21 protein-coding genes and 2 pseudogenes are annotated in these 26199 nt (G+C 71.7%); 10 read left to right on the top strand and 13 right to left on the bottom strand.

What is annotated here, in order from left to right; genetic code table 11:
• Positions 1-144: 144 nt before the first annotated feature.
• Together ACH4UM_RS04295 and ACH4UM_RS04290 are read right to left on the bottom strand one after the other, a co-directional pair.
• The gene (locus ACH4UM_RS04295) at positions 145-1542 is read right to left on the bottom strand and encodes a sensor histidine kinase (protein ID WP_398173318.1); all 1398 of its coding nucleotides are present in this window, start codon (positions 1540-1542) and stop codon (positions 145-147) included.
• A 6-nt stretch (positions 1543-1548) separates the two neighbouring features.
• On the bottom strand, positions 1549-2244 hold the full coding sequence (locus tag ACH4UM_RS04290; protein WP_398173316.1) for a response regulator transcription factor: 696 nt from the start codon (positions 2242-2244) through the stop codon (positions 1549-1551).
• Between the two features lie 215 nt (positions 2245-2459).
• Here ACH4UM_RS04290 and ACH4UM_RS04285 point away from each other — a divergent pair, with 215 nt between their 5' ends.
• Entirely contained in the window at positions 2460-2723 is a 264-nt protein-coding gene (locus tag ACH4UM_RS04285) for a hypothetical protein (RefSeq protein ID WP_398173314.1), read from the top strand.
• A 301-nt stretch (positions 2724-3024) separates the two neighbouring features.
• On the opposite strand, the gene ACH4UM_RS04280 is transcribed toward ACH4UM_RS04285, so the two are convergent.
• Positions 3025-3183 carry a hypothetical protein gene (locus ACH4UM_RS04280; RefSeq protein ID WP_398173628.1) on the bottom strand — a complete coding sequence of 53 codons (159 nt, stop codon included), beginning with the start codon at positions 3181-3183 and terminating at the stop codon, positions 3025-3027.
• Between ACH4UM_RS04280 and ACH4UM_RS04275 the strand changes: the two are divergent.
• Together ACH4UM_RS04275 and ACH4UM_RS04270 are read left to right on the top strand one after the other, a co-directional pair.
• Positions 3136-3612 (top strand): annotated as a pseudogene (locus tag ACH4UM_RS04275) (SWIM zinc finger domain-containing protein); the annotation flags it as partial. The gene ACH4UM_RS04280 and the pseudogene ACH4UM_RS04275 sit on opposite strands and share 48 nt — an antisense overlap.
• 947 nt (positions 3613-4559) lie before the next feature.
• On the top strand, positions 4560-7547 hold the full coding sequence (locus ACH4UM_RS04270) for a SpoIIE family protein phosphatase (RefSeq protein ID WP_398173312.1): 2988 nt from the start codon (positions 4560-4562) through the stop codon (positions 7545-7547).
• Between the two features lie 597 nt (positions 7548-8144).
• Here ACH4UM_RS04270 and ACH4UM_RS04265 read toward each other — a convergent pair.
• Both ACH4UM_RS04265 and ACH4UM_RS04260 read right to left on the bottom strand, forming a co-directional pair.
• The gene (locus ACH4UM_RS04265; protein ID WP_398173310.1) at positions 8145-9098 is read right to left on the bottom strand and encodes an SCO2521 family protein; all 954 of its coding nucleotides are present in this window, start codon (positions 9096-9098) and stop codon (positions 8145-8147) included.
• A gap of 1 nt (position 9099) precedes the next feature.
• Positions 9100-10086, bottom strand: a complete 987-nt coding sequence (locus tag ACH4UM_RS04260) for an SCO2522 family protein (RefSeq protein WP_398173308.1) — start codon at positions 10084-10086, stop codon at positions 9100-9102.
• 113 nt (positions 10087-10199) lie between these two features.
• Between ACH4UM_RS04260 and ACH4UM_RS04255 the strand changes: the two genes are divergently transcribed.
• Positions 10200-11417, top strand: coding sequence for a GNAT family N-acetyltransferase (locus ACH4UM_RS04255; protein ID WP_398173306.1), 1218 nt, complete (start codon positions 10200-10202; stop codon positions 11415-11417).
• Here ACH4UM_RS04255 and ACH4UM_RS04250 read toward each other — a convergent pair.
• The 3 genes and pseudogenes from ACH4UM_RS04250 to ACH4UM_RS04240 all read right to left on the bottom strand — a co-directional run bounded on the left by ACH4UM_RS04250 (position 11407) and on the right by ACH4UM_RS04240 (position 14267).
• The gene (locus ACH4UM_RS04250; RefSeq protein WP_398173304.1) at positions 11407-12378 is read right to left on the bottom strand and encodes an FAD-dependent oxidoreductase; all 972 of its coding nucleotides are present in this window, start codon (positions 12376-12378) and stop codon (positions 11407-11409) included. The genes ACH4UM_RS04255 and ACH4UM_RS04250 overlap by 11 nt on opposite strands.
• A 270-nt stretch (positions 12379-12648) precedes the next feature.
• Positions 12649-13434, bottom strand: a pseudogene (locus ACH4UM_RS04245) (hypothetical protein); the annotation flags it as partial.
• Positions 13435-13472: 38 nt separating this feature from the next.
• The gene (locus ACH4UM_RS04240) at positions 13473-14267 is read right to left on the bottom strand and encodes an SCO2525 family SAM-dependent methyltransferase (RefSeq protein WP_398173302.1); all 795 of its coding nucleotides are present in this window, start codon (positions 14265-14267) and stop codon (positions 13473-13475) included.
• A gap of 550 nt (positions 14268-14817) precedes the next feature.
• Between ACH4UM_RS04240 and ACH4UM_RS04235 the strand changes: the two genes are divergently transcribed.
• On the top strand, positions 14818-15348 hold the full coding sequence (locus tag ACH4UM_RS04235; RefSeq protein ID WP_398173300.1) for a GNAT family N-acetyltransferase: 531 nt from the start codon (positions 14818-14820) through the stop codon (positions 15346-15348).
• 264 nt (positions 15349-15612) lie between these two features.
• Here the strand turns inward: ACH4UM_RS04235 and ACH4UM_RS04230 are convergent, their stop codons facing one another.
• The 3 genes from ACH4UM_RS04230 to ACH4UM_RS04220 form a co-directional block, all read right to left on the bottom strand.
• Positions 15613-17094 carry an NADH-ubiquinone oxidoreductase-F iron-sulfur binding region domain-containing protein gene (locus ACH4UM_RS04230; protein ID WP_398173298.1) on the bottom strand — a complete coding sequence of 494 codons (1482 nt, stop codon included), beginning with the start codon at positions 17092-17094 and terminating at the stop codon, positions 15613-15615.
• Positions 17091-17990, bottom strand: a complete 900-nt coding sequence (locus tag ACH4UM_RS04225; protein ID WP_398173296.1) for a hypothetical protein — start codon at positions 17988-17990, stop codon at positions 17091-17093. The genes ACH4UM_RS04230 and ACH4UM_RS04225 overlap by 4 nt, the downstream gene beginning before the upstream one ends.
• Before the next feature lie 766 nt (positions 17991-18756).
• Positions 18757-18933 (bottom strand): hypothetical protein, encoded by a 177-nt coding sequence (locus tag ACH4UM_RS04220; protein WP_398173294.1) that lies wholly within the window; start codon positions 18931-18933, stop codon positions 18757-18759.
• A 749-nt stretch (positions 18934-19682) separates the two neighbouring features.
• On the opposite strand from ACH4UM_RS04220, the gene ACH4UM_RS04215 reads away from it, so the two are divergent.
• Entirely contained in the window at positions 19683-20342 is a 660-nt protein-coding gene (locus tag ACH4UM_RS04215) for a type 1 glutamine amidotransferase (RefSeq protein ID WP_398173292.1), read from the top strand.
• Between the two features lie 21 nt (positions 20343-20363).
• On the opposite strand, the gene ACH4UM_RS04210 is transcribed toward ACH4UM_RS04215, so the two are convergent.
• On the bottom strand, positions 20364-21074 hold the full coding sequence (locus tag ACH4UM_RS04210; RefSeq protein WP_398173290.1) for a GntR family transcriptional regulator: 711 nt from the start codon (positions 21072-21074) through the stop codon (positions 20364-20366).
• Between the two features lie 100 nt (positions 21075-21174).
• On the opposite strand from ACH4UM_RS04210, the gene ACH4UM_RS04205 reads away from it, so the two are divergent.
• The 4 genes from ACH4UM_RS04205 (at position 21175) to ACH4UM_RS04190 (ending at position 25137) form a co-directional block, all read left to right on the top strand.
• Complete coding sequence (locus ACH4UM_RS04205) at positions 21175-22437, top strand: aminotransferase class I/II-fold pyridoxal phosphate-dependent enzyme (RefSeq protein WP_398173288.1); 1263 nt, start codon at positions 21175-21177, stop codon at positions 22435-22437.
• Complete coding sequence (locus ACH4UM_RS04200) at positions 22434-22856, top strand: RidA family protein (RefSeq protein ID WP_398173286.1); 423 nt, start codon at positions 22434-22436, stop codon at positions 22854-22856. The genes ACH4UM_RS04205 and ACH4UM_RS04200 overlap by 4 nt, the downstream gene beginning before the upstream one ends.
• Positions 22857-22957: 101 nt before the next feature.
• Positions 22958-23311 (top strand): hypothetical protein, encoded by a 354-nt coding sequence (locus ACH4UM_RS04195; protein ID WP_398173284.1) that lies wholly within the window; start codon positions 22958-22960, stop codon positions 23309-23311.
• A gap of 800 nt (positions 23312-24111) precedes the next feature.
• Complete coding sequence (locus ACH4UM_RS04190) at positions 24112-25137, top strand: 6-phosphofructokinase (protein WP_398173282.1); 1026 nt, start codon at positions 24112-24114, stop codon at positions 25135-25137.
• A 120-nt stretch (positions 25138-25257) separates the two neighbouring features.
• Here the strand turns inward: ACH4UM_RS04190 and ACH4UM_RS04185 are convergent, their stop codons facing one another.
• Complete coding sequence (locus ACH4UM_RS04185; RefSeq protein WP_398173280.1) at positions 25258-26145, bottom strand: universal stress protein; 888 nt, start codon at positions 26143-26145, stop codon at positions 25258-25260.
• Positions 26146-26199: the final 54 nt, after the last annotated feature.

The following is a 26199-nucleotide window of genomic DNA, read 5'->3' as shown; positions in this document are numbered from 1 at the left end:
GCCTGCGCAGGCGTCTGTCGGGATCCGGTTCAGGAATCCTTCAGAACTCGCAAAGATCGACGAACATACTGGTCAGAGCGGTGAGAAGAGGCGTTTGGGAGGGGTCGCCGGGTGCCCGGCGCGGATCCGGCACCGGTGAAGGGTTCAGGCGTCGCTCGTCCGCGTACCGCCGGACTCGGACTCCCCGCCGCGGTCGCGTCCGCGCCGGACCCCGGGCAGCGACAGCGCCACGGTCAGACCGCCACCGGGCGACTCCCGCAGGTCGGCGGTGCCGCCGTTGGCGGTGACGAGTCGGTGGACGATGGCCAGGCCCAGCCCGGTACCGCTCGCCTCGGGGTTGCCGAACCTGCGGAACGCGCTCTCCCGCGCGGCCGGACCCATGCCTGGACCGTTGTCGACGACTCGCAGCTGAACCGTTCCGTTCTGCCGCTTGCCGGTGATCAGCACCCGGCCGCCCTCCTGGACCGCGTCGAGGGAGTTGGCGATCAGGTTGTCGAGCACCTGTTCCAGATCGCCCTCGCCGAGGAAGGCGGTGAGGCCGGGGCGGCAGTCGGCGGAGAGCCGGACGCGGCCCGAGTCCGCGACGGGGTCCCAGGCGGTGACCCGTTCGGCCACGACGCGGTCCACCCGGACCGGCACCGGTCGGGGCACCGCGTGCTCGGCGCGGGCCACCGCCAGCAGGCCGTCCACCAGCCGGGACAGACGGGCGATCTCGCCCTGCGCGTCGGCGAGTTCTGCCGCGGTGTCCCCTTCGGCGTCGGCGGCGAGCAGGTCGAGCCGCAGCCGGAGCGCCGCGAGTGGGGTGCGCAGTTGGTGCGACACGTCGGCGACCACGGCACGGTGACCGTGCACCAGGGCCTCGGTGCGCCCGGCCATCGTGTTGAACGTCGCTGCGAGGCGGCGCACCTCCTGCGGTCCTGCCCCGGCCGGCGCCCGCACGTCCAGCGCCCCCTCGCCCAGCCGCTGTGCCGCCTCGTCCAGCACCCGTAGCGGACGACCGACCCAGCGGGCCAGCAGCACCGCCACCAGTACGGCGGCGCCGAGGCCACCGACGCCGATCAGCGCGAGCCAGCCCCACATCGCCAGGATCCGGTCGTGCAACGGATCGGCGGACCGGCTCAGGACGGCGACTCCGACGGGGTCCGAGGTGTCCCCGATCGGAACGGCGGTGGTCAGCCATTGATCGTCCTCGCGCACCCGGGTGCCTGGGTGGGCGAGCACGGAGGAGACCAGACCTGCGGAGTCGTCCCCGGCCACCTCGGAGCACGCGGTCGACAGCAGCACATGGCCCGCGCTGTCGTAGACGGTCGCGCAGTCGCCTCTCTTGTGGGCCTCCTCGACGAGGCTCCGCGCCGCCGCGTCCGACTTGTGGTCGGACAGGTGCTCCTCGGCCGCGGAGGCGATCGACCTCGTCCTCGAGGCCGCTTCGGCCCGGAACGAGGTCTGCTCGCGCTGCGTCATCGTCAGCCCGAGCGGCACCACCGCCAGCACCAGGATCGCGGTGATCAGGGCGAGGACGCTGAGCGCGATACGGCGGGTCACAGCGCGTCAGCCGACTTCACCGAGGCGGAAGCCGCGCCCGTAGACCGTCTCGACCAGTCCGGGCACACCCAGCTTGCGGCGCAACGCGGCCATGTGGACATCCAGCACCTTCGTGGGCCCGTACCAGTGGGCGTCCCAGGCGCGTTCCAGGATCTCCTGACGGGTCACGACCCGGCCCGGATCGGCGGCGAGGCACTGGAGGATGTCGAACTCCTTGGGGGTCAGCGGGATGTCCTCCCCGTCGACCGTCACCTTGCGGGTGCGCGGGTCGACGGCGAGCGGGCCGTGGGTCAGCAGTTCGGGCCCGGACGGGCGGATGCGGCGCAGTACGGCCCTGATACGCGCCAGCAGCTCCGCCAGTCCGAAGGGCTTGACCAGGTAGTCGTCGGCGCCTTCGTCTAGGGCGGCGACCCTGTCGCCCTCCTCGCCCCGGGCGGTCACCACGATGATCGCCGCGTCCGACTGGCGGTGCAGAATGCGGCAGACCTCGATGCCGTCCATGTCCGGCAGGCCGAGGTCGAGCAGGACCACGTCGGGCGCCGGTGCGTGGGTGAGCGCACCGCGTCCGGTGCCGACGCTGGTCGCCCGGTACCCGGCTCGGTCCAGGCCGCGCACCAGCGACCCGGCGAGCCCCGGGTCGTCCTCGACGACCAGCACCGTGAGGGCTTCGGGGTCCGTCCGAGTGCCGGTTTCCTGTTCCACGGCACCAAGCCTAGGACGACGTGAACGGCTTTCCGGAGCGGCTGCGGGCGGGGCACGCGCAGGAGCCGCTGCCGCATCCGCCCGGCTTTGCCACATCTGAAGCTTTCCTGAACGGCTTTCCGACGCGCCGCCACGCAAGCTGATGACATGGCGTCCGCGAGCCGGGCGATCGTCTCGCGGCACCGCCTTCGCCCGAAGGAGGCCGACCCATGCCCATGCCCGGACCCATAGAGGACCCCGACCCGGCGCAGCGGCGCGAACGCGGACTTCGGCGGGTGGGCACCACGACCCGCCGGACCGCCACCGCCGCGACGGCCGCAGCCCTCCTGCTCGGGGCTGGTTACGCCCACGCGCTGCCGAGCATCTCCGGACTGGCGTCCGACGCGGTCGAGCACGCCTTGCGCGGCCACCCGCAGCCACCGGCCAACGCCCCGGCCTCCACCGCGCAGCCGGCGCAGACGACGACCGGAGCGTCCTGACAAGTGCCCCGCACCCGCTCACACGGCTGGCTCTAGGGCACACCCGCCAGGCTGCCGCATCCGGTCGGACGCCGGGGCCGCCCGCGCCGAAGGGCTCAGGAAGGCCCGTGGCGCCACCGGGAAGGGAGGCAATTCCCGGCGGCAGGGAGGGAGAGGGCGGCATGGGCGGGGTGGGCCTCTGAGACGCCGCCCGGCTCACAGACCGTGTTCGTCCCCGACGACCCTTGGCACGGGTCAAGTTGGAGGTCCCCCCACCGAAGTAGCCGCTCGCGCCTCCGGACCGCCCCACACCGGCGGAGCATCAACTGCACAGCCACAGCAGGGGCGGAAAGGAGCCATGCGCGGTCTCACCGAGGCGAACCTCAAGAAGCTGGCCGGTTCCTTCGAACGCGGGCTCGGGGACCTCGACGTGGTGTCCGGAGTCGAGGTCGGTGACGGCTGGGTCACCGCGAGCGTTCACGGCACGGAACGGTACGAGGTGGAGCTGACCCTGGACGGCCCCGGCGGCCCGGCCGGCGAGTGCGACTGCCCGTACGGCCTGGAGGGCAACCTCCCGCAAGCACCTGGTCGCCCTCGGCCTGAGGGTGCTCGCCCGGCGGGAGAGCATGCCGCGGCAGCGGAAGGCGGCCCGGGAGGGCGCGCAGGACCTCGACGGGTGGCTGTCCGCCCCGTCCAAGGACGAGTTGATCACTCTGCTGCGTCAGCAGACCGGCGAGGACCGGCAGTTGCGGCGGCGGCTGGAACTGCGGGCCGCGAGCGCCCACGGGGACCTTCCCGCGGTCCGGTCCGTATCCGCGATCTGCTCGACATCGGCCCCTTCGCGCAGTACGGCCACGTCGAGTACGCCGATGCCCACGCCTACGCCGACCAGGCCGGGCAGGCGGTGTCCCCCACCCAAACAGGCGCCCATGACCGGCTGGGGGTGCCCCCTCCGGGGGAGGCTCACCGTCGCCGACCGGGCACGGGCCACGCGTCACACCGATGCGCTCGGCGTCTATCTGCGCCCGACGGAGCCACTGTCGAAGCAGAGCGGCAACACGGTCTACGAGCAGCTCGACGGCCTGCTGCCGAGCATCCGCGACTGCCACCGCCGCCTGGGCGCGGACGGCGAGTTCGCCCTGTACGTCACCGCTCCGCGCACCGCCCAGAGACGAAAGCGGAGCCTGATGCACCTGACGCTCCCCTGCCCCGGGTCCCGTGGAATTCACGGTCCTCGGCTGCCACCCCGAGGACTGCGACCAGAGGCCTGGCTCCCACAGCCCACCATCCCCGTCAGGCGCATACGCAAGGGCGAGCGGCTCGCCACGCTCGAAACGGCGCTGTCGGCCTCGCCGGCAGACTCGATCGCGATCTCTCGCCGGGGGCTGCTGAGCACGGGGCCGTCGGTGTCGACGAACGTCCTCGTCCCCGTCCTGCTTGTTCTCCTGCCCGGCATCGTCGTCAACCTGGTCGTCCTGACGCGGAAGGCCGCCCCATCGTCGAGCATCCGACCGCGCCTTCTCCGTGCCGGCGACGCGGATTGCCCGCGATACCGGCCGGTCGCACACCTCAGTGACGGCGGCGTTCTCCGTCGGCAGCCCGCAAGGTTACGGCAGCGAAAGCCCTTGGTAACCGAGGGTGAGCTGGCGCCACGCGAGGTTGATCGGACACGAAGGGCTCCCCAGGGCCGATGAAATCGCCTAAATTGTTCAAATTAGGCTGGATGCGACGAATACAGATCGCTACAGATCCCCCTCCGATCGCATGCGGCCCAGCGGATACCCGAGCGGTGAGCGGAGGCGACAGTCGGCCGTGGTGAATGCCAGAGGCGGCAGTGCGGACAACACCGGCCCGCCCATGCCCCGCGCCCCCCATCCGCCGCACCAGCCGCAGGGCCTGCGGACCGCACAGACCGAGCGGCCCTCGGAGCGACACCGCATGCGGATGCGGCTGCTCGACGCCGTGGACGAGGACCGGCGCGATGTGGAGGTGCTGCTGACCGCACTCCAGCAGGCGGTGGCCGAGGTGCACGGCCTGGGCGGCATGGTGCATCTCCCGGGCGGCGGCATGAGCGGCATCCTCTACCTGGTCGCCGACAGTGGCCTGCCGGCGTCGATGACCCGGCCCTGGCTGATCATCCCGGCACGGGGCACGGCGCCGCCCAGCAGGGCCGCCCGCGACGGCGGCATCGCCTGGCAGCCCGACCTGGCCCCGCCCGACCCGGTTCCCGGCCGGGACCCGGCCGCCCTGTGGCCGTCCCGACTCCCCGCCGACATCGGTCACCTGGCCGTCCCCATCCCGGGCGGTGGCCGGCGACGCGGCGCGCTCTCCGTCCTCTTCGCCCCGGGCGCCGAGCCCGGGGCGGCGGATCGCGCGTTTCTGAACGAGGTGGCGGGCTGGATGTCCGGGAGGCTCAGGTCGTCCGGGATCCTCAATCCGTCCCCGACTCTGCTGCGCGCCCTGGAGAACGGGCCAGGGCCGCAGGAAGCCCCCCGGTGGGACGTGGACGGGGTGCCCTCCATCACGTACACCTGGGACCTGAGCACCGGCGAGCTGACCTCCGACCGGCCCGTCGAGGAGGTGCTGGTCGGCATCGATCCTGAGGTGATGAGCCGCGGCATCGAGGCGTGGGCGGCGCTGATCCACCCGGACGACCTGCCGGCGGCGGTAGCCGGCTTCGACACGGGCATCCAGCTGCGCGGCGGCTTCCAGAACGAGTACCGGATCCGGCGCCAGGACGGCACCTACCTCTGGATCGAGGCCCGGGCGCGGACGATCACGGACGACGAGGGGACACCGGTGAAGGTGATCGGCACCCTCCGGGACAGCAGCGAAACACACGCCGTCGCCGAGTCGGTGGGGCGGGCGCTGCGACTCATGAGCGACGGCTTCGTCTCCCTGGACGCGGACTGGCGCATCGGATTTCTCAATCAGGCCGCCGAGCGGCTCTTCGGCGCCGCGGGAGACGTGGCCGGGGCCCTGCTCTGGAACATTCCCCCGGTACGTGCCGTGCCGGGGTTGGAGCAACGGTGCAGGGCCACGGCGGCCGAGGGCCGGCCGGCCGGATTCGACGTACCGGGGCCGGACGGGACGTCCTGGTATCACCTGCGGCTGGTGCCGGTGCCGGAAGGCCTCACGCTCTACATCACCGACACCACCGAGCGGCATCTACGGGAGGTCGAGCGGGCCGCCGCGGAGCGGGCGGCAGCGGAGCGGGCGGCCCTGGTGCAGCGGATCACACGGGAGCTGGCCGAGGCTGTCACGGCCCAGGACGTGATGGCGGCGGTGGCCGACGGCGTGATGACACCCCTCGGGGCCACCGGACTCATCATGCTCGGCGTGGTCGGCGACCGGCTGACCGTGGTCGGCTCCCGGGGATATTCGGAGCGCTTCACCCGACTGCTGGACGGGCAGTGGACAGTGAGCGACACCTCGAATCCGGTGGGGGATGCCCTGCGCACCCGCACCCCCCTCTGCTTCTCCTCCCCGGAGGAGTTCCTGAAGCGTTACCCGGGGGCCGAGATCCTGATCCGGGAGGGCGGCAAGCAGGCGTGGGTCCTTCTGCCGCTGGCAGTGTCGGGGCGTGGGATCGGCGCGGCGGTGATCTGCTTCGGCCGACCGAGGGTGCTGGACGATGACGAACGAACGTTGCTGACCGCGCTCAGCGGACTGATCGCGCAGGCCCTGGAGCGGGCCGGGCTCTACGACGAGGCGACGACCCGGGCCCGTACCCTCCAGCGCAGCCTGCTGCCGCAGGCACTGCCCAAGCTGCCCGAGGTGACGGTGGCAGCGCGCTACCAGCCGGCCAAGCAGGGAGCCGACGTCGGCGGCGACTGGTACGACGTGATCCCGCTCTCCGCGGCCCGGGTGGCACTCGTGATCGGCGACGTCATGGGCCACGGCATGGCCGAGGCCGCCACCATGGGCGGGCTCCGTACGGCCGTCCGCACCCTCTCGGAGCTGGAGCTGCCGCCCGACGAGATCCTCGGCCACCTGAACGACATCGTCGGCGAGCCGGGCACCGACGCCTTCGCAACCTGCCTGTACGGCGTCTACGACCCGGTGACCCGGCGTCTGTCGTACGCCAGCGCCGGTCAGCCACCCCCGGCGGTGGCCCACCCCGACGGCACCGTCAGCTTCCTGCCCATGACCCCGGACCCGCCGCTGGGGGTGGCCACTCCACCCTTCGAAACCCTCGAGACTCTGCTGCCCGCCGACAGCCTGCTCGCCCTCTACAGCGACGGCCTGGTCGAGAGCAAGGGCAGGGATGTCACCACCGGCATGAGCCGCCTCGCCGAGCTCCTCCAACAGTCCGTGAACGCCATGCCGGCTTCACCGGCCGACGCGTCCGACCTGGATACCCTCTGCGCCACCCTCACCTCCGCTCTCCTCCCCGCCCACGGCGCGCTGATCGACGACGCCGCCCTGCTGCTGGCACGCACCCACCCGCTGGACGCGGAGAACGTGGCCGAGTGGCCGCTGCCGGAAGACCCGGTGGCGGCAGGCCAGGCCCGCGACCTGGTCCGCGCCCAGCTCACCGACTGGGACCTGGCCGACGAGGACCTGATCATGACCACCGAACTCCTGGTCAGCGAGCTGGTCGGGAACGTGATCCGGCATGCCTGCGGCCCCATCCGGCTGCGCATGCTCCGCAGCCGCGCGCTGATCTGCGAGGTCTCCGACGCCAGCCTGACCACGCCGCACGTCCGCCACACCTCCGCCACCGACGAGGGTGGCCGCGGCCTGCAGCTAGTCTCCGCACTCTGCCAGCGCTGGGGCACCCGCCACACCCGCACCGGCAAGTCCATCTGGACCGAACAGCCCCTGCCCACCCCTTCGGTTTGATTCAACCTCGCGCGTCACCCGACCTGCTGAGCTCTTCCGGGACTCGCTCCCACCGCTGCGTGCCTACCGGTTCGGCTGTACCACCGTTTGAATGACCAACTGCCCGCCGCCGACCACCGGTTCCGCCTGTCCCCATAATCCGAGTGCCCCGCCGGGGGCACTCGCCGAGGATCAGCAGAAACCAGGCGCCGACCAGGGCGGATGCCGACACGAGAGAGCGGGAGACAGTCTCACTGTCTCCCGCTCTTTCTCATTGCTCCGCACCAGGCACGTGTGAGGAGCGTGTGGGCCACACACCCGCCGGCCGTCCCCCTTCCTCGTGGCACCCCGCTGGATCTGGCACGAGTGCGGCATGGGCAGCCTCTGATCCGTAGCTCCATTCGGACGGGTCACCGGCGATCAGACCGGTCTCGCAACACTCGCCCCGCCGCTACCCCGGGAAGGAGATACGGCAGCGCCCTCGGCCGGTGGAAGCCGACGCCCATCGCGACGAGACGCGGCATACCGGCCTGACCCGCAGCGATCACATCGCAGAGCGAACCAGCAGAAACCGGACACCCCAGCCGACCCGCGCGATGGAAGACCCCGGTACGCGGACTACTTCGCCGGGGCGGAAGTCGTGTCCGGTCGCTGCTGCAGCAACCGAACAGTCCGGACGGCCAGTTGGTCGCGGATCCGCTGAACGAGGTTCTGCCACTGGCGACTGAACCCCGGCGAGTGCTCCAGCGCGTCCCACAGCGGGCTCAGCACGGGCTCCACGTGTGAGCGCGGCATCCACAGATGCAGCAGGTGGTCGACGGCCGGGAGAGCCAGGCCGCCCCTGTCCACCAAGTGCACGACCGTCGTGAGCAGCCAGTCGTGCAGGGCGAGATCCTCGCACAGGCCCGCCGCCGCGGCGGCGGGGACGGCCTCCGGCAGCCGAAGCTCCACGGTGCGCAGCCCGTCCTCGCCCAAGGCGAAGCGTTCCAGGGACGGTCCCTCGCCGGCGGGTCCTCGTCGAGCGGCCCAGCGAAGATCCGTGCGCCGGGACTTCAACGGCACCGTGCGGTCGAGGAGCGGATGGCGCATCAACCGCGTGAGCAGGCCTTCGGCGATCAACCCGAGATCCAGCTCACCGCGCCCGGGGCCGCGCAGAACACCTTCCGCGGTGGCCTGTTCGGGCAGCTTCCCCACGGGTTCGACCAGGCCCGGCCGGACGAGGTAGTGACCCCAGGGGCGGCGCGTCTCGGGGCCGGTGGCCGGGGCGCCGAAGTAGGCGCCGGCTTGCAGAACACGGCCCTCGGTGAGTGCGGCACGGGCGATGACGGTACCGATGGCCCGGATGCCGGCGCCGTTGGAGGTGGGAAGCCGGCAGTCCACTCCGGTCAGGACCTCCGGGGAGAGGGCGTACATGATGGGCCGTTCGGAGACCAGGACGCGTTCGTCGGGGCGCAGCCTCAGCAGTTGGGCGGCGGCCCGGCCGTCCAGCGCATGGGACGACGGCAGCAGGCAGGTGCGCACCTCACCACAGGCGAGGACCGGCCGCGCGGGTCGCCCGAGGGCCGTCGTCATCTCAGGTTCCTTCGCCAAGACGGCCGTTGACCGGCTCCTCGTAGAAGACGTACGTCGCGCGCTGGGCGACCGCCGCTGGGACCGCGAGCCCCTCCCGGGCCGAGCGCTCGGCGACCTGCTGCAGCGCCACGGGCGTGACCTGAGTCTGGTCGAGAATGAGCCGTACGGCGTCCTCGACGGCCAGGAAACGGTTCGGCATCAGGGTGCAGGTGCGGTAAGCGCTGAAGGCCGCGGCCTGCGGGTTGAGCTGGAGCAGGGGCGGCAGCCGGTCCCAGTCCTGCGGGAAGTCCTCGCCGTACCAGGGGCGCGGGACCAGCACCGGCTCACCGAGGTGCCGTAACAGCCCGAGCCGGGCCAGCTGCCATACGGCGGCCAGGAACGGGCAGGACCACAGCCGCCGGCCGTCCTGCCCGGACCACAGCTCGACGTCCATGAAGACGGAGTGGTTGCGGGCCGCGGTCTCCTGGGGCGGCCGCCGGCCTGTGACCTCGCCCAGGGCGGCGCGCTTGGTGAGGGGAGTGCGCTGCCCGTTGGCGAGCCAGCCGGTCTGGCCGACGGACGGGCGGCCACCGTGGCTGCCCGACGGCGGCGACTCGACCAGGCGGTGCAGCACGGACTCGGCGATCTCGATCCGGTCGGCGACCGCGCAACCCGACTCGCGGGCCAGGTAGTCGACGACGAGGCCCGCCCTCTCGGCCTCCTTCAGCACCAGAGGGACGAGTTCGGCGGGCGTGGAGAAGCGCGTGAAGTAGTCGTCGATCAGGAAGCAGGTGCTGATGCGTGGCCGTTTGAGGCCGGTTCGGCGGGCGACGGAGGCACGGGCGGCGTCCGACCAGACGCGTACCTCGGCGAAGTGCACGCGCAGCCGCTGCGGCCCGGCCTCGAAGTCCTCCATGCAGAGGTGGCCCAGCTCCAGCGAGAGGTGGGACAGCGGCACGGACTGGGTACGGAACTCCGCGGTGGTCTCCCGGAACACGGCTTCCGACACGGCGCTCTCCCCTCGGCGGCGGGTGAGCCAAAGTACAACTTGGATGGGAAATGGGCCAGTTGCCATGCATCATGGCCTTCTCCGACACCTCGAACCGAACGAAACGGACGGATATGGCTGCATGGTCCACCCGGGCGGCCGATGCCGCCGATCTGGCCGGACTCCGCCTTCTGCTCACCGAGTCGTGTGAGGCCGCTGTCGTCCCGTCGTCCGCGCTCCTCGCCGAGGCCGTTGACCGCGGGTTGGTCCGGGTGGCCGAATCCGAAGGCGAGCTGGTGGGGTGCATCGCCGCGGAGATGCCCTCACCAGGGCATGTACGTCTGTCGGTGATCGCGGTCCGGGACCGGATGCGGAGGCAGGGTGTGGCCTCGCGGCTCCTGGCCGAGACGGTGGCGCATTCCTCCCGGAATCCGAGCGAGCCGCCGCTCATATCCGCCGTCGCGAGGACCGAGGAGACAGCGGTCACCCGCCTCCTGCTGGTGAGCGGCTTCATAGGGACTCGGGTCATGCACACGGGCGGCACGGACGACGCTCTCCACGTCCACTTTCAGTACAAGGCGCGTGTCGAGTACATAGACCCGGACGCTCGGCATCTCGTGCACGTCCATGCGCGGAAGCAGCTCACGGAGTCGCTGGCACCCTCCGACCACGCGGTGACGGCACTGGTGACACTGGCTGGTGAACCCGCCTTCGAGATCGCCCGGTTCGAGCAGGACGACCCCGCGACCCTCCAGTCCGGGGAAGCCGCGGCCGGCATAGCGTTCTCCGGTTCCATACTCGCCGCGATCACCTTCCTGCTGGGCTTCGCCTTCACGTCGAGCCGGTTCCCCGACGACGTGCGTCTGCTTCTCATCGGAGCGACGTTCAGCACGGTGCTCTCCCTGATCGTCTATGCGAGCGCCTCGGGAGAACTGGCCCGGATCCGCTCGAACACCTTCGGCAAGATCATGAAGTGGGGGAACGTCCTGTCCGAGTACGGTGGGGTGTTCCCCTTCCTGATCTCGCTTCCCGTTACCTACGCGCAGGCCAGCGGCGACCCGTGGACGACCATGGTCCTGGCGGTCGTACTCAGCGCCGCCATCACCTGGTACGAGCACTCCGAGTTCTCGATCGCCCACCGATTCCGGCGAAGCCGGAACGAGCGCGCCCTGATGCTCGTCACGGCGGCCTCGCCGGCGGTCGGCTCGGCACTGGTGGCGGCGGATGTCACCAGCTGGCCGTGGACCACCGTGCTGACCGCGACGCTCGCGGCCAGGACCTGGCTGTACCTCTTCCGCAGAGGCGCGGAGGCCGACATCGCGGAGCGCCGGCAGTGGCAGATCAGGGGGTAGCGCGGGTGGGTCCCACCGCGGTACGGACCCGCTCCGTGATCTCGCGGGCGCACCCCCAGGACAGGGTCAGCCCGGCTCCGCCGTGCCCGTAGTTGTGCAGCAGCAAGGTGTCCTCGTGCCGCTCTTCCCCGAGCCGGACCCGCTTCCGCACCGGCCTCAGCCCCACCCGGTGTTCGAGCACCTGGGCTCCGGCGACCGACGGCTCGACGGCGGCGCAGCGGCGGACGATCTCCTGGGCCGTGGCCTGGTCGGGTCGCTGTTCCCAGTTCCCGTGGTCCGCCGTTCCCCCCAGGACCAGCACGTCGGAGTGGGGATAGATGTAGATGAGTTCCTCGGCGTCAGGGGTGTCGTCGCAGAAGAAGGACCGGACGCCGGGGTTCTCCACGACGACGAGCTGGCCGCGCACCGCCTCGACCGAGGCGTCGTCCGCCAGGAACCGGGCCCCGGCACCGGAACAGTTGACCACCACAGGCGCCTCGCACAGCGCCTCGTCGAGGGTGTTGTAGTGGTGACGGCGCATCCGACCGCCGGCCCGCGCGAGCCGGCGCACAAGGTAGTCGAGGTAGCGGGGCATGTCGACGAGGGGCGCACGATAGCTCCAGCCGACCGCGTACCCCTGACGGAGGTCCTCCGCCGGGCACATGCGCGCCCCCACCACGCTGCCCCACTCCGGAATGTCGCGGGGGATCCTGGATTCGTGGGTCCCTTCCACCAGCCGGATGCCCGTCTGTGCGTCGGCGCTCAGCTCGTTGAGTACCGTCAGGGTCTCCCGGCTCCAGCGCTCGACCATGTCCCTGGGCTCGGCCAGATAGGGGTCCCACATCGCGCCCGCGGCCGCCGAGGTCGTCGCACCGGGCGGCTGATCGGCGTCCACCCGGACGTCCATTCCGGACTCCGCCAGGCACACCGCCGTGGTGAGCCCTGCCACTCCGGCGCCGATCACCACCGCACTGGCAGCCACTGCTCGCCTCCCGCGTCCGAAACTCCCGGCGCTCGTCCAGGGCAACGTTGTCACCGGAGAGCTTCGAGACTATCCGAACCGGTGTGCGTGCGCCCGTCACGGTTCCGCCGGCGCCGCTCTCACGCGGGCCCCCGTACTTGTCGTCGGTGAGCCGGGCGGCCAGCCGACTCAACGCCTTCCAGGTCTCCCTGTCGGCGATCCGGCAGGCCCGGGCCGGCGCGTCGAGCTGTCCCAGCACGCCGAGCGCCAACGCGTAGGCGACATGCCGGGGTCGAGGACCTCCTCGGCGAGTCCGGGCAGCCGGTCGTACGAGCCGAGGTTGCGCGAGCCGAGGTTGCGCGAGAGCGTGCACAGCTGGATGGTCCGCTTCAGCAGCTGCGCCCAGACGTCGGTCAAGGACCAGGTCATGGGCGGACCGAGCCGCTCGCCGCCCGGCAACGGCAGGCGGACGCCCACGTTGTGCAGCCGGTGGACCATGGGGTCGTCGCGCGTCATCCGGCTGGTGATGCGGCCGCGTTCGGCGAGGCGTTCCATGACGGTGAGCCCGCTGCTGCAGCGCCTCGATGCGGGCCAGGTCGTCGTCGGTGGCCCGGCGCCGCATCAGGTCGTGGACGAGGACGGCGGCGGAGAGGGAGAAGTACTCGGCGACATGGAGAAGGAGTCGACCACGCCGAGCCGGCGTTGATCCTCGGTGAGTTCCTCGTTCGGGTCGCCGCAGCCGAAGTAGCAACCCCCGGCGAAGGTGGGCCACTTGTCCTCGCCGGTGTGGGTGCGCATGAACTCGGACGCGGCCTTGACGAGGTCGGCCGGCAGGTCGAGCCGCCCTCCGGCCTTCTTGAGTGCCTGCTGGACGTCCTGCTGTGTGGTGGTGTCCGGGGCGTCCAGCCGGAACTCGGGGATCTCCGTGGCCGGGTACAGCAGACAGAGCAGCCGCTCGGCGTCGGCGACGCTGCTCTTCCCGCCCCACTCGCCCCAGTCCCACTGCTCCTGCTGGAAGGAGTGGCGGGCGAGGGCGTGCCAGATGTCCAGCAGATTCTGGCATGGCTTGATCTGCATCCCATGCCCCTCACGCAGGCCGCACCGCCGTCAGTTGATCAAACGGCCGGATTGCCCGCCTCCGCATTTCGACGCCAGCCGTGGGCCAGGATCATTCCCGGATATCCATCGCGCACACAGGCCGTGGATACGAGCCTCTGTACCTTGAAGTCGTCCACGAACGGTTCGAGGCTCGCGCGCACCTCGGATTCTCCGACGTCACAGGCGGGGAAAAAATGCTCACCCACGTGAAGGCCCTTGGAATGTTCCATGAAGGCCGCAGCGAAGGGGGCGCCGGGGGCCAGGGTGCGCATGAAGCGTTCGACGCCCCACCTGAACTCCTGGTGCGAGGCGGTCATCGACTCCGCGACGAAGAACATGGTCCCCACGGACCACTGCCCTTCGTGCCGCGACAGGTCGAAGATGCTGCCCTGCTCGACGTTGACGACCCTGCGGAACCGGTCGCGCGGTTCCAAGTCAAGAAAGCTGTAAGCCTCGTGTTCACAGAGGGCGTTCCAGAACTGGTCCCAGTTCGTGCCGTAGGAGTCGACCTGACTTTCGAGATACCTCACGTTCGCGGACGAGTGCTCCAGGAGGGTGATCTCGTCGCACCAGGGGAGCATGGACAGGGCGGGGTAGAGGTTGGCCCCGGCACCCACATCGATGCCGGCGGCCCGGCCGGCATCCCTGTTCCGGAAATGACCGCCAAAATGATCGCGAACGATGTGCAGGATCTCCTCGTCCTCTGCCCGAATATCGCGGTAGTTGTGATCAACGTAGGCGATCGGATCGAATACGTGCCACGGCACATCGGCATTCCGCACCTGGAGATCCCTCCACTGCCGAAGAGTCATTCACTCACCGTACCGACGCCGGAGGCGCGGTGGATCCCCTTCCGTCATGCTCGCGGACCTTCCGTCACGACGACCGCTGTCGGTTGCTGCCGGTCGGCCGGGCTCAGGTGTGAGCGGGCACCGTGCCGGTTCGGCGGGCCGCCGCGGACGTGCGCTGACCGTTGCGGCCAGCATGCTCTGTGCCGCCGGTACTGCCCCGGTGGCACTGTCCGGGACCGCTCATGCCCAGGGCACCTGCACGGTCTCAGGCCCCACCACCACCTGTACGTTCGCTTTCACCGGCGCCGAGCAGACGTTCAACGTTCCCAACGGCGTCACGCAAGTCGTCGTCACGGAATCGGCGGCTCCCGGCTCCCGGCTCCCGGCTCCCGGCTCCCGGCATGAGCATCGCCGCGTCAGGCCGAATTGCTCTCCGCCAGGAGCCGGCTGCCTCGGACGCGATCAGCGCCCGGCGTGCCAGTCCCGCTCCAGATCGCCGGTGTCGAATACGCTGCGAAGACGTCCGGCCTGGCGTCCTCGACAACGCGTACGCACAAGGGAATGCCGTCCGGTGGCAGCTCTTCACGTCGGCCCGGATGCCGCGGCCGCCGGACGCGGGAAAGGGTGTGGCATGAAATCCCCAGGCGTGCACCTGCGGGAGATCACCGACGACAACCGGGATGCCGTTCGTGCCCTCCGGGTCCGAAGTGACCAGAAGCAGTTCGTCGCCTCCGTGTCCTATTCGCTCAAGGAGGCGGCAAAGAATCCGGAGGCCAATCCCTGGTATCGCGCCGTGTACCGTGGCGACGAGCCAGTCGGCTTCGTGATGCTGTCGTGGAAACCGCAGGCTGGTCCTTTCAAAGGGCGGCACTTCCTCTGGCGCCTCCTCGTCGACAAGCGGTACCAGAGCCGGGGGATCGGCCGAGAGGCGCTCACGCAGATCGCCGCCCTGGTTCGCGCGGACGGCGCCACCGAGCTGCTGACCAGCTACGAGCCCGGCGACGGCGAACCGTGGCCCTTCTACAGGAAGTTCGGGTTCGAGCCCACCGGGGAGTTCGACGACGGCGAGATCGTTCTGCGGCTCGCCTTCCCCGCTCGGTGAGCTCATTCGGGGGTTCCAGCAGACCGGCCCGGCCCGGCACCCCTTGCTGAAGGCGCCGGTCGTCGAGGTTCAGCGTGTACGTGCCCAGTCGGCCCGGTACAGCCGCGACTCAGTCGATTCGGCCGTCCGTTGTCAGGCGATGACGTCCTGCGCGGACCTCGTCGACCAGCAATCCGTGTCACGCCCGCCCGGCCCGGCTCGCCACAGCGCCTGCACCGACGCAGGCGCAGGCGCGGCAGGCGCGAGGGGGCCTCACGGTAGGAGTCAGACGCGGTGCTGGAGACGCATTGCCAGGGCCGGGCACTGGTTGACGGCGCGGCGGGCACCGTGCTCCTGCCAGGGGGCGACCGGGATGGTGGTGGAGGTGGGGTAGCCGTGCGGGCCGAGGCGAATGAGGTCGGGGGCCAGCACGGCGCACAGACCGTGGCCGGTGCAGCGTGACCAGTCCACCTCCAGCCGGGCGCCCTTCGCGGGCGGGAGGGGCAGTACCCCGCGTACGGGACGGCCGCAGCCGGGACCGGACAGGTGGGCATCGACGTCCTTGGAGAAGACGTCCAGCGCGGTGAGCAGGAAGCGGGCCGTGCCGTCCGGGTGCGAGCAGGCGCCACCGCCCTGGGCCGCGCCGAGGGCACGCCGGGCGTCCTCCAGCACCGCTGGCTCGGCGGCACCGGCGGCCAGCACGGCCAGTGCCTCGGCGGCATCGGGCAGGCCGCGCTTGCACGGTCCGCACTGGCCGGCGGACTCGGCCGCCAGCCAGGCCGCGACCTGGGCGGTCTCGCCGAGCGGGCAGGTGCCGTCGGGGAGCGTGACGATCGCGCCCGCGCCAAGGGTTCCGCCGAGGCCGGCGAGGCCGGCGCGGGAGAGCGGCGCGTCGATGGCGTCCGACGGGTGCAGCCAAGCGCCGTGGTAACCGCCCACCAGCACTCCAGCGCCCGGCTGGAGGCCGCAGGCGTTAAGTACCGGGCCCAGCCGGGTACCGGTCGGAACCTCGACCACCAGCGGATCGGCGCCTGGCCGGTTGACGGTGAGCAGGACCGTGCCGGGTTCGGCGGCGGTGCCGACGGCGGCGTAGGCATCGGGTCCGAGCCGGGCCGCGACGGCGAGTTGGGCCCAGGTCTCGGCATTGGAGAGCAGCGTCGGACGGCGGCGCACCCCGCCCGTTCCGCCGTCGGCCGCGCGGGCCTTCAGCGGTGCCGGTACCACCGGCAGCCCGTTGATGCCACGGATCAGGGCCCCGGACTCGCCGGAGACGAAGCGTTCGGGCAGGCATACGGTCCGGGCCGGGCAGGGAAGTTCGCGCTCGGCGAGGGCGGCCGGGACCGATATCTCGCCCGGGCTGCCCGCGGCGACGCCGATCACGATCTCCTCGGCGCCGAACGCGGCCGCGGCCAGGCAGGCGCCGTCCAGTACCAGGTGCGGCGCGCGGGCGAACAGCATCTTGTCCTTGGCGCTGGCCGGTTCGCCCTCCGCGCCGTTCACCACGATGACCGGCGGCGCGCCGGTGCGGTCGGCGGCCGCGAGCACGGCCCGGGCCTTGCGGGCGAACGGGAAGCCGGCACCGCCGCGGCCGGACAGGCCGACGGCTTCGGCCAAGGCGAGCAGACCGTCCCGGCCCGGCTGGAGGAGCGGAGCGTGAACACGGGTGTGGGCAGCGAGGTCCAGGCGCTGGTGGCGGTCCAGGCCGGCGGTCAGCCGGGCCGAATCCAGCCAGCGCACCTCGGGCAGCTTCAGCGGGGCGTCCTTCACTCGCCGCTCCCTGGCTGTGCCAGGCGGAGCGGCCGGGGCCCTGGTCTCCCGGCGTGCCTGGGCTGTCCGGGCAGGCCGGCACTCTGCGCGGACCGGCGAGCCGCCGCCGTCGGTACCGCGGGCCAGGCGGCCCAGGCGATCGGGCGGGCGCCGGTGATGGGCCGGGCGCCGGTAATGGCCCGGGCGCCGGTGATGGGCCGGGCGCCGGTGATGGGCCAGGCGGACCGCGTGGACAGGGCGGCCAGCGCGCCCGGGCGGACAGCAGTGGGCCGATACGCCTCGGCACCGCGCCGACGCCGGCTCAGGGTCCGGTGGCGGCCCAGGTAGGAAAGGGCACGGACCAACAGTGCCAGCGCCACCAGGGCCGCACACAGTCCGTAGCCCCAGAGCACCCATGCGTGCGCCTTGCGCCCCGCCGTCAGCCCGTGCGCCAGTGAGACCGGCCAGCAGACGTACGCCATGGAGTGCAGCACCCGCCACAGCCAGGGGCTGCGGCTGCCGGCGAACCGGCCGCGGAGCACGCCGGTAGCCGTGATCAGGACGAGCAGGTCGGCGGCGATGGTGCCCAGGCTCACCGCGAGGGCGGCGCCGCCGGTGAAGGGGACCACCGCGGTCTGCGGAGCGGCGTGCCGCTCGACGACCTTGACCGCGATGTGGGTGACCAGGAAGCCGAGCGCCGCGACAGCGCTCGCCCGGTGCACCGACTGCACGGCCACCCGCAGGCGGGGGGTCAGCACCAGCCGGTCGGTGGCGGCGAGCCCGCACGTCACCACGGCCGTCAGTGAGACCAGGGTGAAGACGCCGGCGAAGTAGTCCAGGAAGGCCATCGTCCGGCCGGCTACCCCGGCCGACGCGGCGCCGACCGCAGGATGGGCGAGCAGGGCGACGCTGGACATGGGGCACCTTCTTCCTTGTGCTCGGGACACGCAACCAGGCCATGGCGGAGCCGGATCGGGATTCCGAATGCCCGCGTCGGGGAAGGGCACCGCCGGGAAGCGTGGCACCGGCGGCACTACACGACAGAGACCATCGTTAGCTCGTGCCCCAGCCCAGTGACAACCGCGGCTGATACGGCCCACGACCGTAGCGGGGCTCGGTATCGGCACCGGTTTCTCGGACCCTGGTGGGTGTTGAGGTCTACGGCCGCGCGTAGTAGATGCCGAAAGTGGCGTGACCAGGCTCACCGCTGGGGGGCCATGGGCCGTGTCAAGATCCTGGGCCCGGCGATCGCTCACATGTGTGGCCATCACGGAGAGTGTGACAGCCAACGACCGGCGAAGCTGCCGGCCCTGCCGCGTCTCGTGGCACGCCTCGGGGAAGACGCCCTGCTGGGCATCGCCGAAAGCGGTCAGGTTGAGGTTCCAGCCGTGGGGATTCTTGGCGGGTGGCGCACAGAAGGTAGGCCCTCACCCCATTTGGTGCGCTTGTGGGGAAACGCGGCGAAGGCAGTCGAGCTCGACGAGACCCATGCCCCGGCCGTTGGGCCAGGCCAGCGCCCGCACAGGCCGCACAGGCCGCACAGGCCGGACAGGCCGCACAGGCCGCACAGGCCGCACATGATCGCAGCTTCCCAAGCCGAGAGCGAGGAGGTGGAGTGTCGGCTGAAGCTGGCCCCCCCTCGCAGCGCCCTTCTGCGGGGAGGGCCCACCGGTGCTCGCGCGATCAGTGGCGTTGCCTGCCGTTCTTCACCGGCCGGCGGAGCGCGTCCCTGATCCGCCACCACAGTTTGCGGGCGCGTGGGGTTTCCGTGGAGTAGCCGTTGCCGAACCAGACGCTGTCCGCGCTGCGGCCCGACGGGGTGCCCTCGGGCGAGTACCGCGTGGGGGGTTGTTCGGCCATGCGCCTCTCCTGCGGATTCGGAGACCTGGTCCCGCATCCCTCGCACAGTTCGCCGCCGGAGCGGGCTTTCGGGCTCCAGCCGATGCCGCCGGCGCAGCCCGGCAGCACAGGGTAGTGGGTGCAGGTACCGCCACCGTCGCTGCAGTCCGTCGACCACCGGTAGTCGATGAGGCTGTTCGAGTTGAGGCGTGTGCCGTCCCGGTTGTTGCAGCCGTGCGGCGCGCTCCACGCACGAATCCCGGGGCAGCGGCTGTCACCAGGCCAACCACCGTTACGGGCAGGGGACTCGCTGTGCAAAGGACCATCATGTGCGCGATTGAGGGTCCGCCCCATGCTGTGACGGTGAGTGCCGGAAGCGGCAACGTCGCGGCGGCATCCGCCGGACGGCCGCAGGCCGGCCCGCTCGCCCGATTCCCGAGGCGGACGCCCACCTTGGACACGGGTCACCGACGGACGTGCACTTGTGCTGCTCCCCTTGGCCGTCCGCCAGTGGATCGATCGCCGCAGCTTGCACCAGGACCACTCCGTCGTGTACTAAACTTCTTAATGTATACAAGTGAGGTGGGTGTCGGCGGTCCTTCGGCATGCCTCGCCCCTTCCCGTGCTCAGGCAAGGCGGTGGTTGGTGTGGTGGAGGCGGGCGATGTGCGGCCGCGCAGGGCTCTGGTGCTGACGCATGTGGATTCCGAGCCGGCCGGGGTGTACGGGCGGCTGTTGGCCGATCGCGGCTGGCTCGTGGAGGAGGTGCGCGTGGCTTCCTACGACGACCCGCGCCCGCCGGCGTCGCTGGACGGCGTGGATGCGCTGGTGGTCATGGGAGGGCCTGGCACCGTCCGTGGTTTGCACCCGGGCAACAGCGGCGAGTGCCGCCTCATCGAGGAGGCCGTGCTGCGGGGTGTCCCCTACTGGGGGGTGTGCCTGGGTGCGCAGCTTCTGGCGGCGGCCACGGGCGGGGCGTGCGTGCACGGGGACGGCCCGGAGGTCGGGCACGTCCCGGTGACGGTGACGGCGGCCGGGCATGCCGATCCGGTGGTCGCCCAATGGGCGGCGGCGGTCGGCGGCGAGGACGGGCGTCCGACGGTGATGGCCTGGCACTCCGACACCTTCCGCCTGCCTCCGCAGGCCGCGCTGCTGGCCCGCTCGGCCCGCTACCCGCACGCGTTCAGGGTCGGATCCAGCGCCTACGGCATCCAGTTCCACCTGGAGGTGACCGCTGCCCTGGCCCGGCTCTGGCTCGCCGACGGCTCCTACCGCCGCGCGGCCGAGGCCGGCCTCGGCTCCGGCCGGGTCGAGGCGTTCCTGGCCGAGCACGGGCGCCGCCAGGCAGGTCTTGAGCACCAGGCGAGGCTGCTGATGGGCGCCTGGCTGGAGCGCATCGTGCCGGCGCGCAGCCCGGCGGCGGCCGTCTGACCGGGCCGCCGGGCCGGCCGGTCAGGCAGGTCCGCCCGGCGCGGCCCGATCGCCCTCCGGTGCGGCCGGGGCGCGCCGGGGGGCGAGGTTGTGGATGTGGGTGGTCAAAGCGGCCCGCAGGGTGAGCGCGTCACGTGCTTCGAGGAGGTCGACGAGGCGGTCATGCTCGTCCGCCACTCCCAGCATGTGATCGGCGTCGGTGCTCTGACCGGCCCGGGCGAGGTGGACGAACGCGCCGAGCTGGCCGAGCAGCATCGACAGCAGCGGCATACGCGCGACGGCCGCCAGTGCCCGGTGGAACTCCTCGTCCAGCCGGAAGAACTCATCCGTCTCGTCCGAGCGGGCGGCCCGGCGCTGGCGGATCACCGCCAGGCGCAGCCCGTCGAGGTCGTCCGGCTCCAGCCTGCGGCACGCCTCGACCGTCGCGGCCCCCTCCAGCGCCTCGCGCAGCAGGACGACCTCACGGCGGTGCTCGGAGACGTCGATCACGAAGAGCTGGCGGCGCGGCCCGTCCAGCAGCAGGCCGTCGCGCTGCAACGACCGCAGGGCTTCGCGGACCGGGGTCCTGGACACCGCGAAGTAGCCGGCGAGCTCCGCCTCGTCCAGGACCGAACCGGCGCCCAGACGGCCCGAGAGGATGTCCTCGCGCAGCGCCGCATAGACGCGGCTCGCCTTCGTTGCGCGCCCTTGCGTGCCGTTGTTCCCCGCGGCCCGGGCCCCCGTCGCGTTCATCGCATCCTCCTGGTCACGCCGCCACGCTAACAGCGGCCGCAGTACGTGCATAACGATCCCACTCTTGTATGCAAAAGATTGACAGGTATACATTACGGCTATGAGTGAACGAGAGATTCCGAACCGGCCGGCGCGTCTGCTGCGGGCGGCGGTACCCGGCGCCGCAGACGGCGCGCTGTCCGCCCGGGAGGCCGACGAGTATGTGCGCCAGGCCGTCCGCGAGACCGCCCGGGGACGGGACGCCGTCGGCGGGCCCGGGGCGGTGGTGCTGGACACCACCCACTTCGACACGGTGCGCTTCCCGCCGCCACAGTGGGCCCTGCCGCTGTTCGCCGCCGCGGCCGGGCGCGGCGAGCTCGCCTACACCGCCTACCGGGGCGAGGCCGGGGTGCGGCGGCAGGTGGCACAGGCGGTCGGCGCTTTCATGGGCATGCGGGTCGATCCCGAGCGTGAGGTCGTTCTCACCCCGGGAACGCAGGCTGGCCTGTTCGCGGCACTGTCCGCCACGGTGGAGGAGGGCGGCCGCGTCGCCGTCCCGGACCCCGACTACCTCTTCGACGAACGGATCATCCGCTACCTCGGCGCCGCGGTGGACCGGATCGGCCTGCAACTGACGCCCGAAGGCCCGGAACTGGACCTGGATGCCCTCGAAGAGTCCGCCCGCGCCGGAGCGAGGGTGCTGCTGCTGTCGCACCCCAACAACCCGACCGGCGCCGTCCACAGCAGGGCAACCATCGCCGCGACAGGGAAGATCGCCGAGCGGTACGGGATGACCGTCGTCGCCGACCAGCTCTACGCCCGCCTCGTCTACGGCGGTCCGCTCCCGCACTTCGCGAGGGAGCCCGCCCTCGCGGGGCGCTGTATCACACTGCTGGGGCCGTCCAAGACCGAGTCGCTGTCCGGCTACCGGCTCGGCGTCGTCGTCGCCCCGCCCCACCTGGCCGACGCCATCGAGGACGTCCTGGCCCTCATGGCGCTGCGCGCCCCCGCCTACGCCCAGCACGTCCTCGTGCCCTGGCTGCGTGAGGACCTTTCCTGGGTGGCCACCCGGGTGGAGGAGCTGCGGGTCCTCCGGGAGATGAGCGTGGAGTGGCTGCGCGAGGTCGACTACCTCACCGTGCACCCCCAGGCCGGTACCGCCTACCTCTTCCCCGACGTCTCCGCCCTCCGCCTGCCCGACCAGGAAGTCGCCGCCCGCCTCGTCCGCGACGCCGGTGTGCTGGTCAGCCCCGGCTACCAGTTCGGCCCGGCCGGCCGCGGCCACTTCCGGCTCTGCTACGCGCGCGACGAACAGCAGTGGGCCGCAGCCCTCGAACGCATCACCACCACCCTCAAGGCCCTCGGCAAGGAGCAGGGACTGTGAACCTCGACCCGGCGAAGCCGGCGGCCGTCTCCACACGCGGAGCTCCGGCACCGGCGGGCACCTACAGCCAGGCCGTCCGCGCCGGCGATCTCGTCTTCCTCTCCGGGCAGACCCCCCGCCACCCCTCCGGTGAACGCATGAGCGAGGGGGATCCGTTCACGCTGCAGGCCCGCCGCACCCTGGACAACCTCCAGGCGGTCGCCGAAGCGGCCGGCGGCAGTCTGCGCGACGCCGTCAAGGTCAACGTCCACCTGCACGATCCGGCCCGCAAGAACGACTTCGACGACGTCTACCGCGCCTACGTCGGCACCCCGGCCCCCGCCCGCACCCTCACCCAGACCGACCTGCCCGGCATCGCCCTCGAAATCGACGCCGTTCTCCACCTGCCCCAGCACCGCCCGGCCCTGCCGGACAGCTGAAACTGGTGCTGTGGCCGGAAAGGTTTGCCGGAAAGCTCGCGGCGTCCGGTGCGCTGCATCGCAAGGCGGAGCATCGCCCGCGTACCGGACGTACTCGGGTGATGCGACAACGCGGCGAGGTGCGCACCACACTCCCGAAGGAAGTCGCCAAGCACCACCCCGTCCACGAGGTCGACGTCCCCATCCGCGACCCCCGCACCAACGCCCGCGGCATCCACGTGCTCACCGGCACCGCAGCCACCGCCGAGGACGCCTTCCGGGCCGCCCGCCACGTCTACGCCCAGGCCCTCCACCGCCACCGCAGCGGCGACCGCCCCCCGCGGCGCACCGACGGCTGGAGCGCCGGCGGGCTGCGCCCCGGATGGGAACCCGACTGGAACAGTGCCACCTCCCGCCCGTGGACCGCACCGGACCACAACGCGCCATCCCCCACCGCAGTCCCCACCCTGGGGTAAGCCGGCCTCTGCACCCGCCACAGGTGCCAACTGCCAGAGGAATTGGGGGCGAAGAAGGAGGATGACCATGCCACGGCCCTCTGGCCTCCCGGTGCCGAGGATGCATCTCCCGCCTGCGGCCCCGGCTTTCCGGCTCGGTCCGCTCACCCCAGCCGGCACCTGCCCCGCGCCCCTCGCGCTCCGCCTGGAAGGAGCAGGACTGCACATCACCGCTCACGTCCGCCGGCAGGATGCCGCCGCCCTGGCGGCACTCCACTTCCCAGGCCCCGCACTCCTCCTTCTGGACCTGCCCGAAGCAGAGGGGAGATGCCGCCGGACTGGTCGAGGTGGAACGGGCGGCCCGTGGCCGTTGGAGTCCGCCCCTCACGAAGGGCAAGTTCGATGGCCTGGGCAACGCGGCACGGCAGTACGGGCCTGGCCTCACGTCCGAACCAGTTGCCCGGAGTCGCGTCGCAGGTGCGCATCCTGCCCCCGTAATGGTCCAGGTGGGCCTGGGACCTGTCCGCGCCGGGTTGTCCCGGGGCCGTTCGCGCAGGTGGCCCCTTGGCCCCTCCGGCACGGCCCGCACCTCATCCGGCGGTCTCCGGTCCGGCCCCGGGGGGCGGTCTCCGATCCGGCCCCGGGGGCCGGACAGCGGTTCCGGCGAGCGGGCCGCCCGGGTCCGGCAGGCATCGGTCGAGTGGTCACTGCGGATCGAACGGGGGGAGGCTGGAAGCAGGCGGTCCATGTGCCCCGACGGCGGGTTTCGATCGCCGAGAAGGCCCCGGCCAGGCGGGGTGACCAGCGGATGGAGGAAGCCCATGAAGGTCGGAGTACTGACCGGCGGCGGTGACTGTCCCGGCCTCAACGCCGTGATCCGCAGTGTCGTCCGCAAAGGCGTCCAGGAATACGCCTTCGACTTCGTCGGCGTGCGGGACGGCTGGCTCGGTTTGCTCCAGGGTGATGTCCTGCCCTTGGACATCTCCAGCGTGCGGGGGATCCTCCCCCGCGGCGGGACCATCCTCGGCTCCTCCCGCACCAATCCGTTCAAGCACGAGGACGGGCTGCGGCGCATCCAGGACACGCTTGCCACGTACGAGGTGGACGCGCTCGTCGTGATCGGCGGCGAGGACACGCTCGGTGTGGCCACCGAGCTGAGCCGGGAGGGGATCCACCTGGTCGGCGTGCCGAAGACCATCGACAACGACGTCTCCGGCACCGACTACACCTTCGGCTTCAACACGGCCGTCGGTATCGCGACCGAGGCCATCGACCGTCTCCACACCACCGCCGAGTCGCACATGCGCACGCTGGTGGTGGAGGTGATGGGGCGGCACTCCGGGTGGATCGCCCTGCACGCCGGCATCGCGGGCGGCGCCAACGTGATCCTCGTCCCGGAGCTGCCGTTCGACATCGATCAGGTCTGTGAGCAGGTGAAGAGCCGCTTCAAGATCAACTACGCGCCGATCGTCGTCGTGGCCGAAGGGGCCGTCCCCAAAGAGGGGCAGATGATCCTCAAGGATCGGTCGCTGGACGAGTTCGGCCATGTACGGCTGTCCGGCATCGGTGAATGGCTGGCCCAGGAGATCTCGGAACGCACGGGCAAGGATGCCCGCACCACGGTGCTGGGTCACATCCAGCGCGGCGGCACCCCGAGCGCCTTCGACCGGTGGCTGGCCACGCGCTTCGGCCTGCACGCCATCGACGCGGTCAAGGACGGTGACTTCGGCGTCATGGTCGCCCTGCAGGGCACCCGGATCGTCCGCCTCCCCCTCGCCGATGCCACAGCGACGACCAAGCTGGTCGATCCGTCGCTGTACGACGAGTTCGAGGTGTTCTTCGGCTGACCGGCCCCGCCGCACACCGGATCGCCGCCGTGCACCGGATCGCCGCCGTGCACCGGATCGCCGCCGTGCACCGGATCGCTGCCGGACCTGACGGGCCGCCACCAGACCTCCGGCCGGCCGTTATCCGGCGTGCGGCACGACCGCCACCGGGCAGCCGGCGTGGTGCAGTACGGCGTGCGTGACCGGGCCCAGTCGGCCTTCGGCCGCCTGCGGATCGGCGCGCCGGCCCACGACGAGCAGGGCCGCCCCCCGGGACGCGTTCAACAGCGCTTCCGCGGGATGGAGCAGCACGACATCGGTGCGGACCGTCACGCCCGGGTACTTCTCCTGCCAGGCGCGCAGCGCGTCGGAGAGCTGCAGGACCTCCTGGTCCTCCCATGTGGCGCGGTCCTCCTCGGTGACCACCAGCATCCGCGGAGAGACGGCCTCGGCGGGAAACGCCCATGCCTGGACCACCCGCAGACGTGCTCCGCGTGCCTCAGCGGCCGAGAACGCGAAGTCCGCCACCTCACCGACCGGGTGATGCGCGTCGAACCCCACCACGATCCGGGCAGCGCCGCGTGCCGCGGGCGTCCCTGCTCCGAAGGCACCGGGAGGCTGGGGAACCAGCACGACAGGGCACGGGGCCGCTGCCGCCATCCGCAGTGCCACCGAGCCGACCGCGAGACCGTCGAAACCGCCCGTCCCCCGTGTGCCGACGACGAGGAGCCCGGCTGCGCGGGCCGCGGCGAGGAGAGCCGCGGCCGGGGCGTCATCGGTCTGCTCGCCCCGCACCTCGACATCCGGGTAGCGGTCTTCGAGGTCGGCGGCCACCCGCTGGAGCATCCGCGCACCCATGTGACGCAGCCTGTCCAGGGCCGGGCCCGGCACGGGGGTGCCGGGAAGCGGCGGGAAGGCGTGGAGCAGGCGCAGCGGGACGCCGCGCAGCGCGGCCTCTCGCGCCGCCCAGTCGGCCGCCGCCGAACTGCGTTCGGACCCGTCGATGCCCGCCAGCACAGGGTGACGCATCGTGTCCTCCTCCGCCCGGCCTGCACCTCCACGGGCGTCGCGCGGCCCGTGTCT

The sequence above is a fragment of the Streptomyces sp. NPDC020801 genome (assembly GCF_044334385.1).
In the GTDB taxonomy this organism is placed as follows: Bacteria; Actinomycetota; Actinomycetes; order Streptomycetales; family Streptomycetaceae; genus Streptomyces.
Note: the sequence above shows the minus strand (reverse complement) of the source record. Positions and strands in the feature narration are given on the sequence as shown.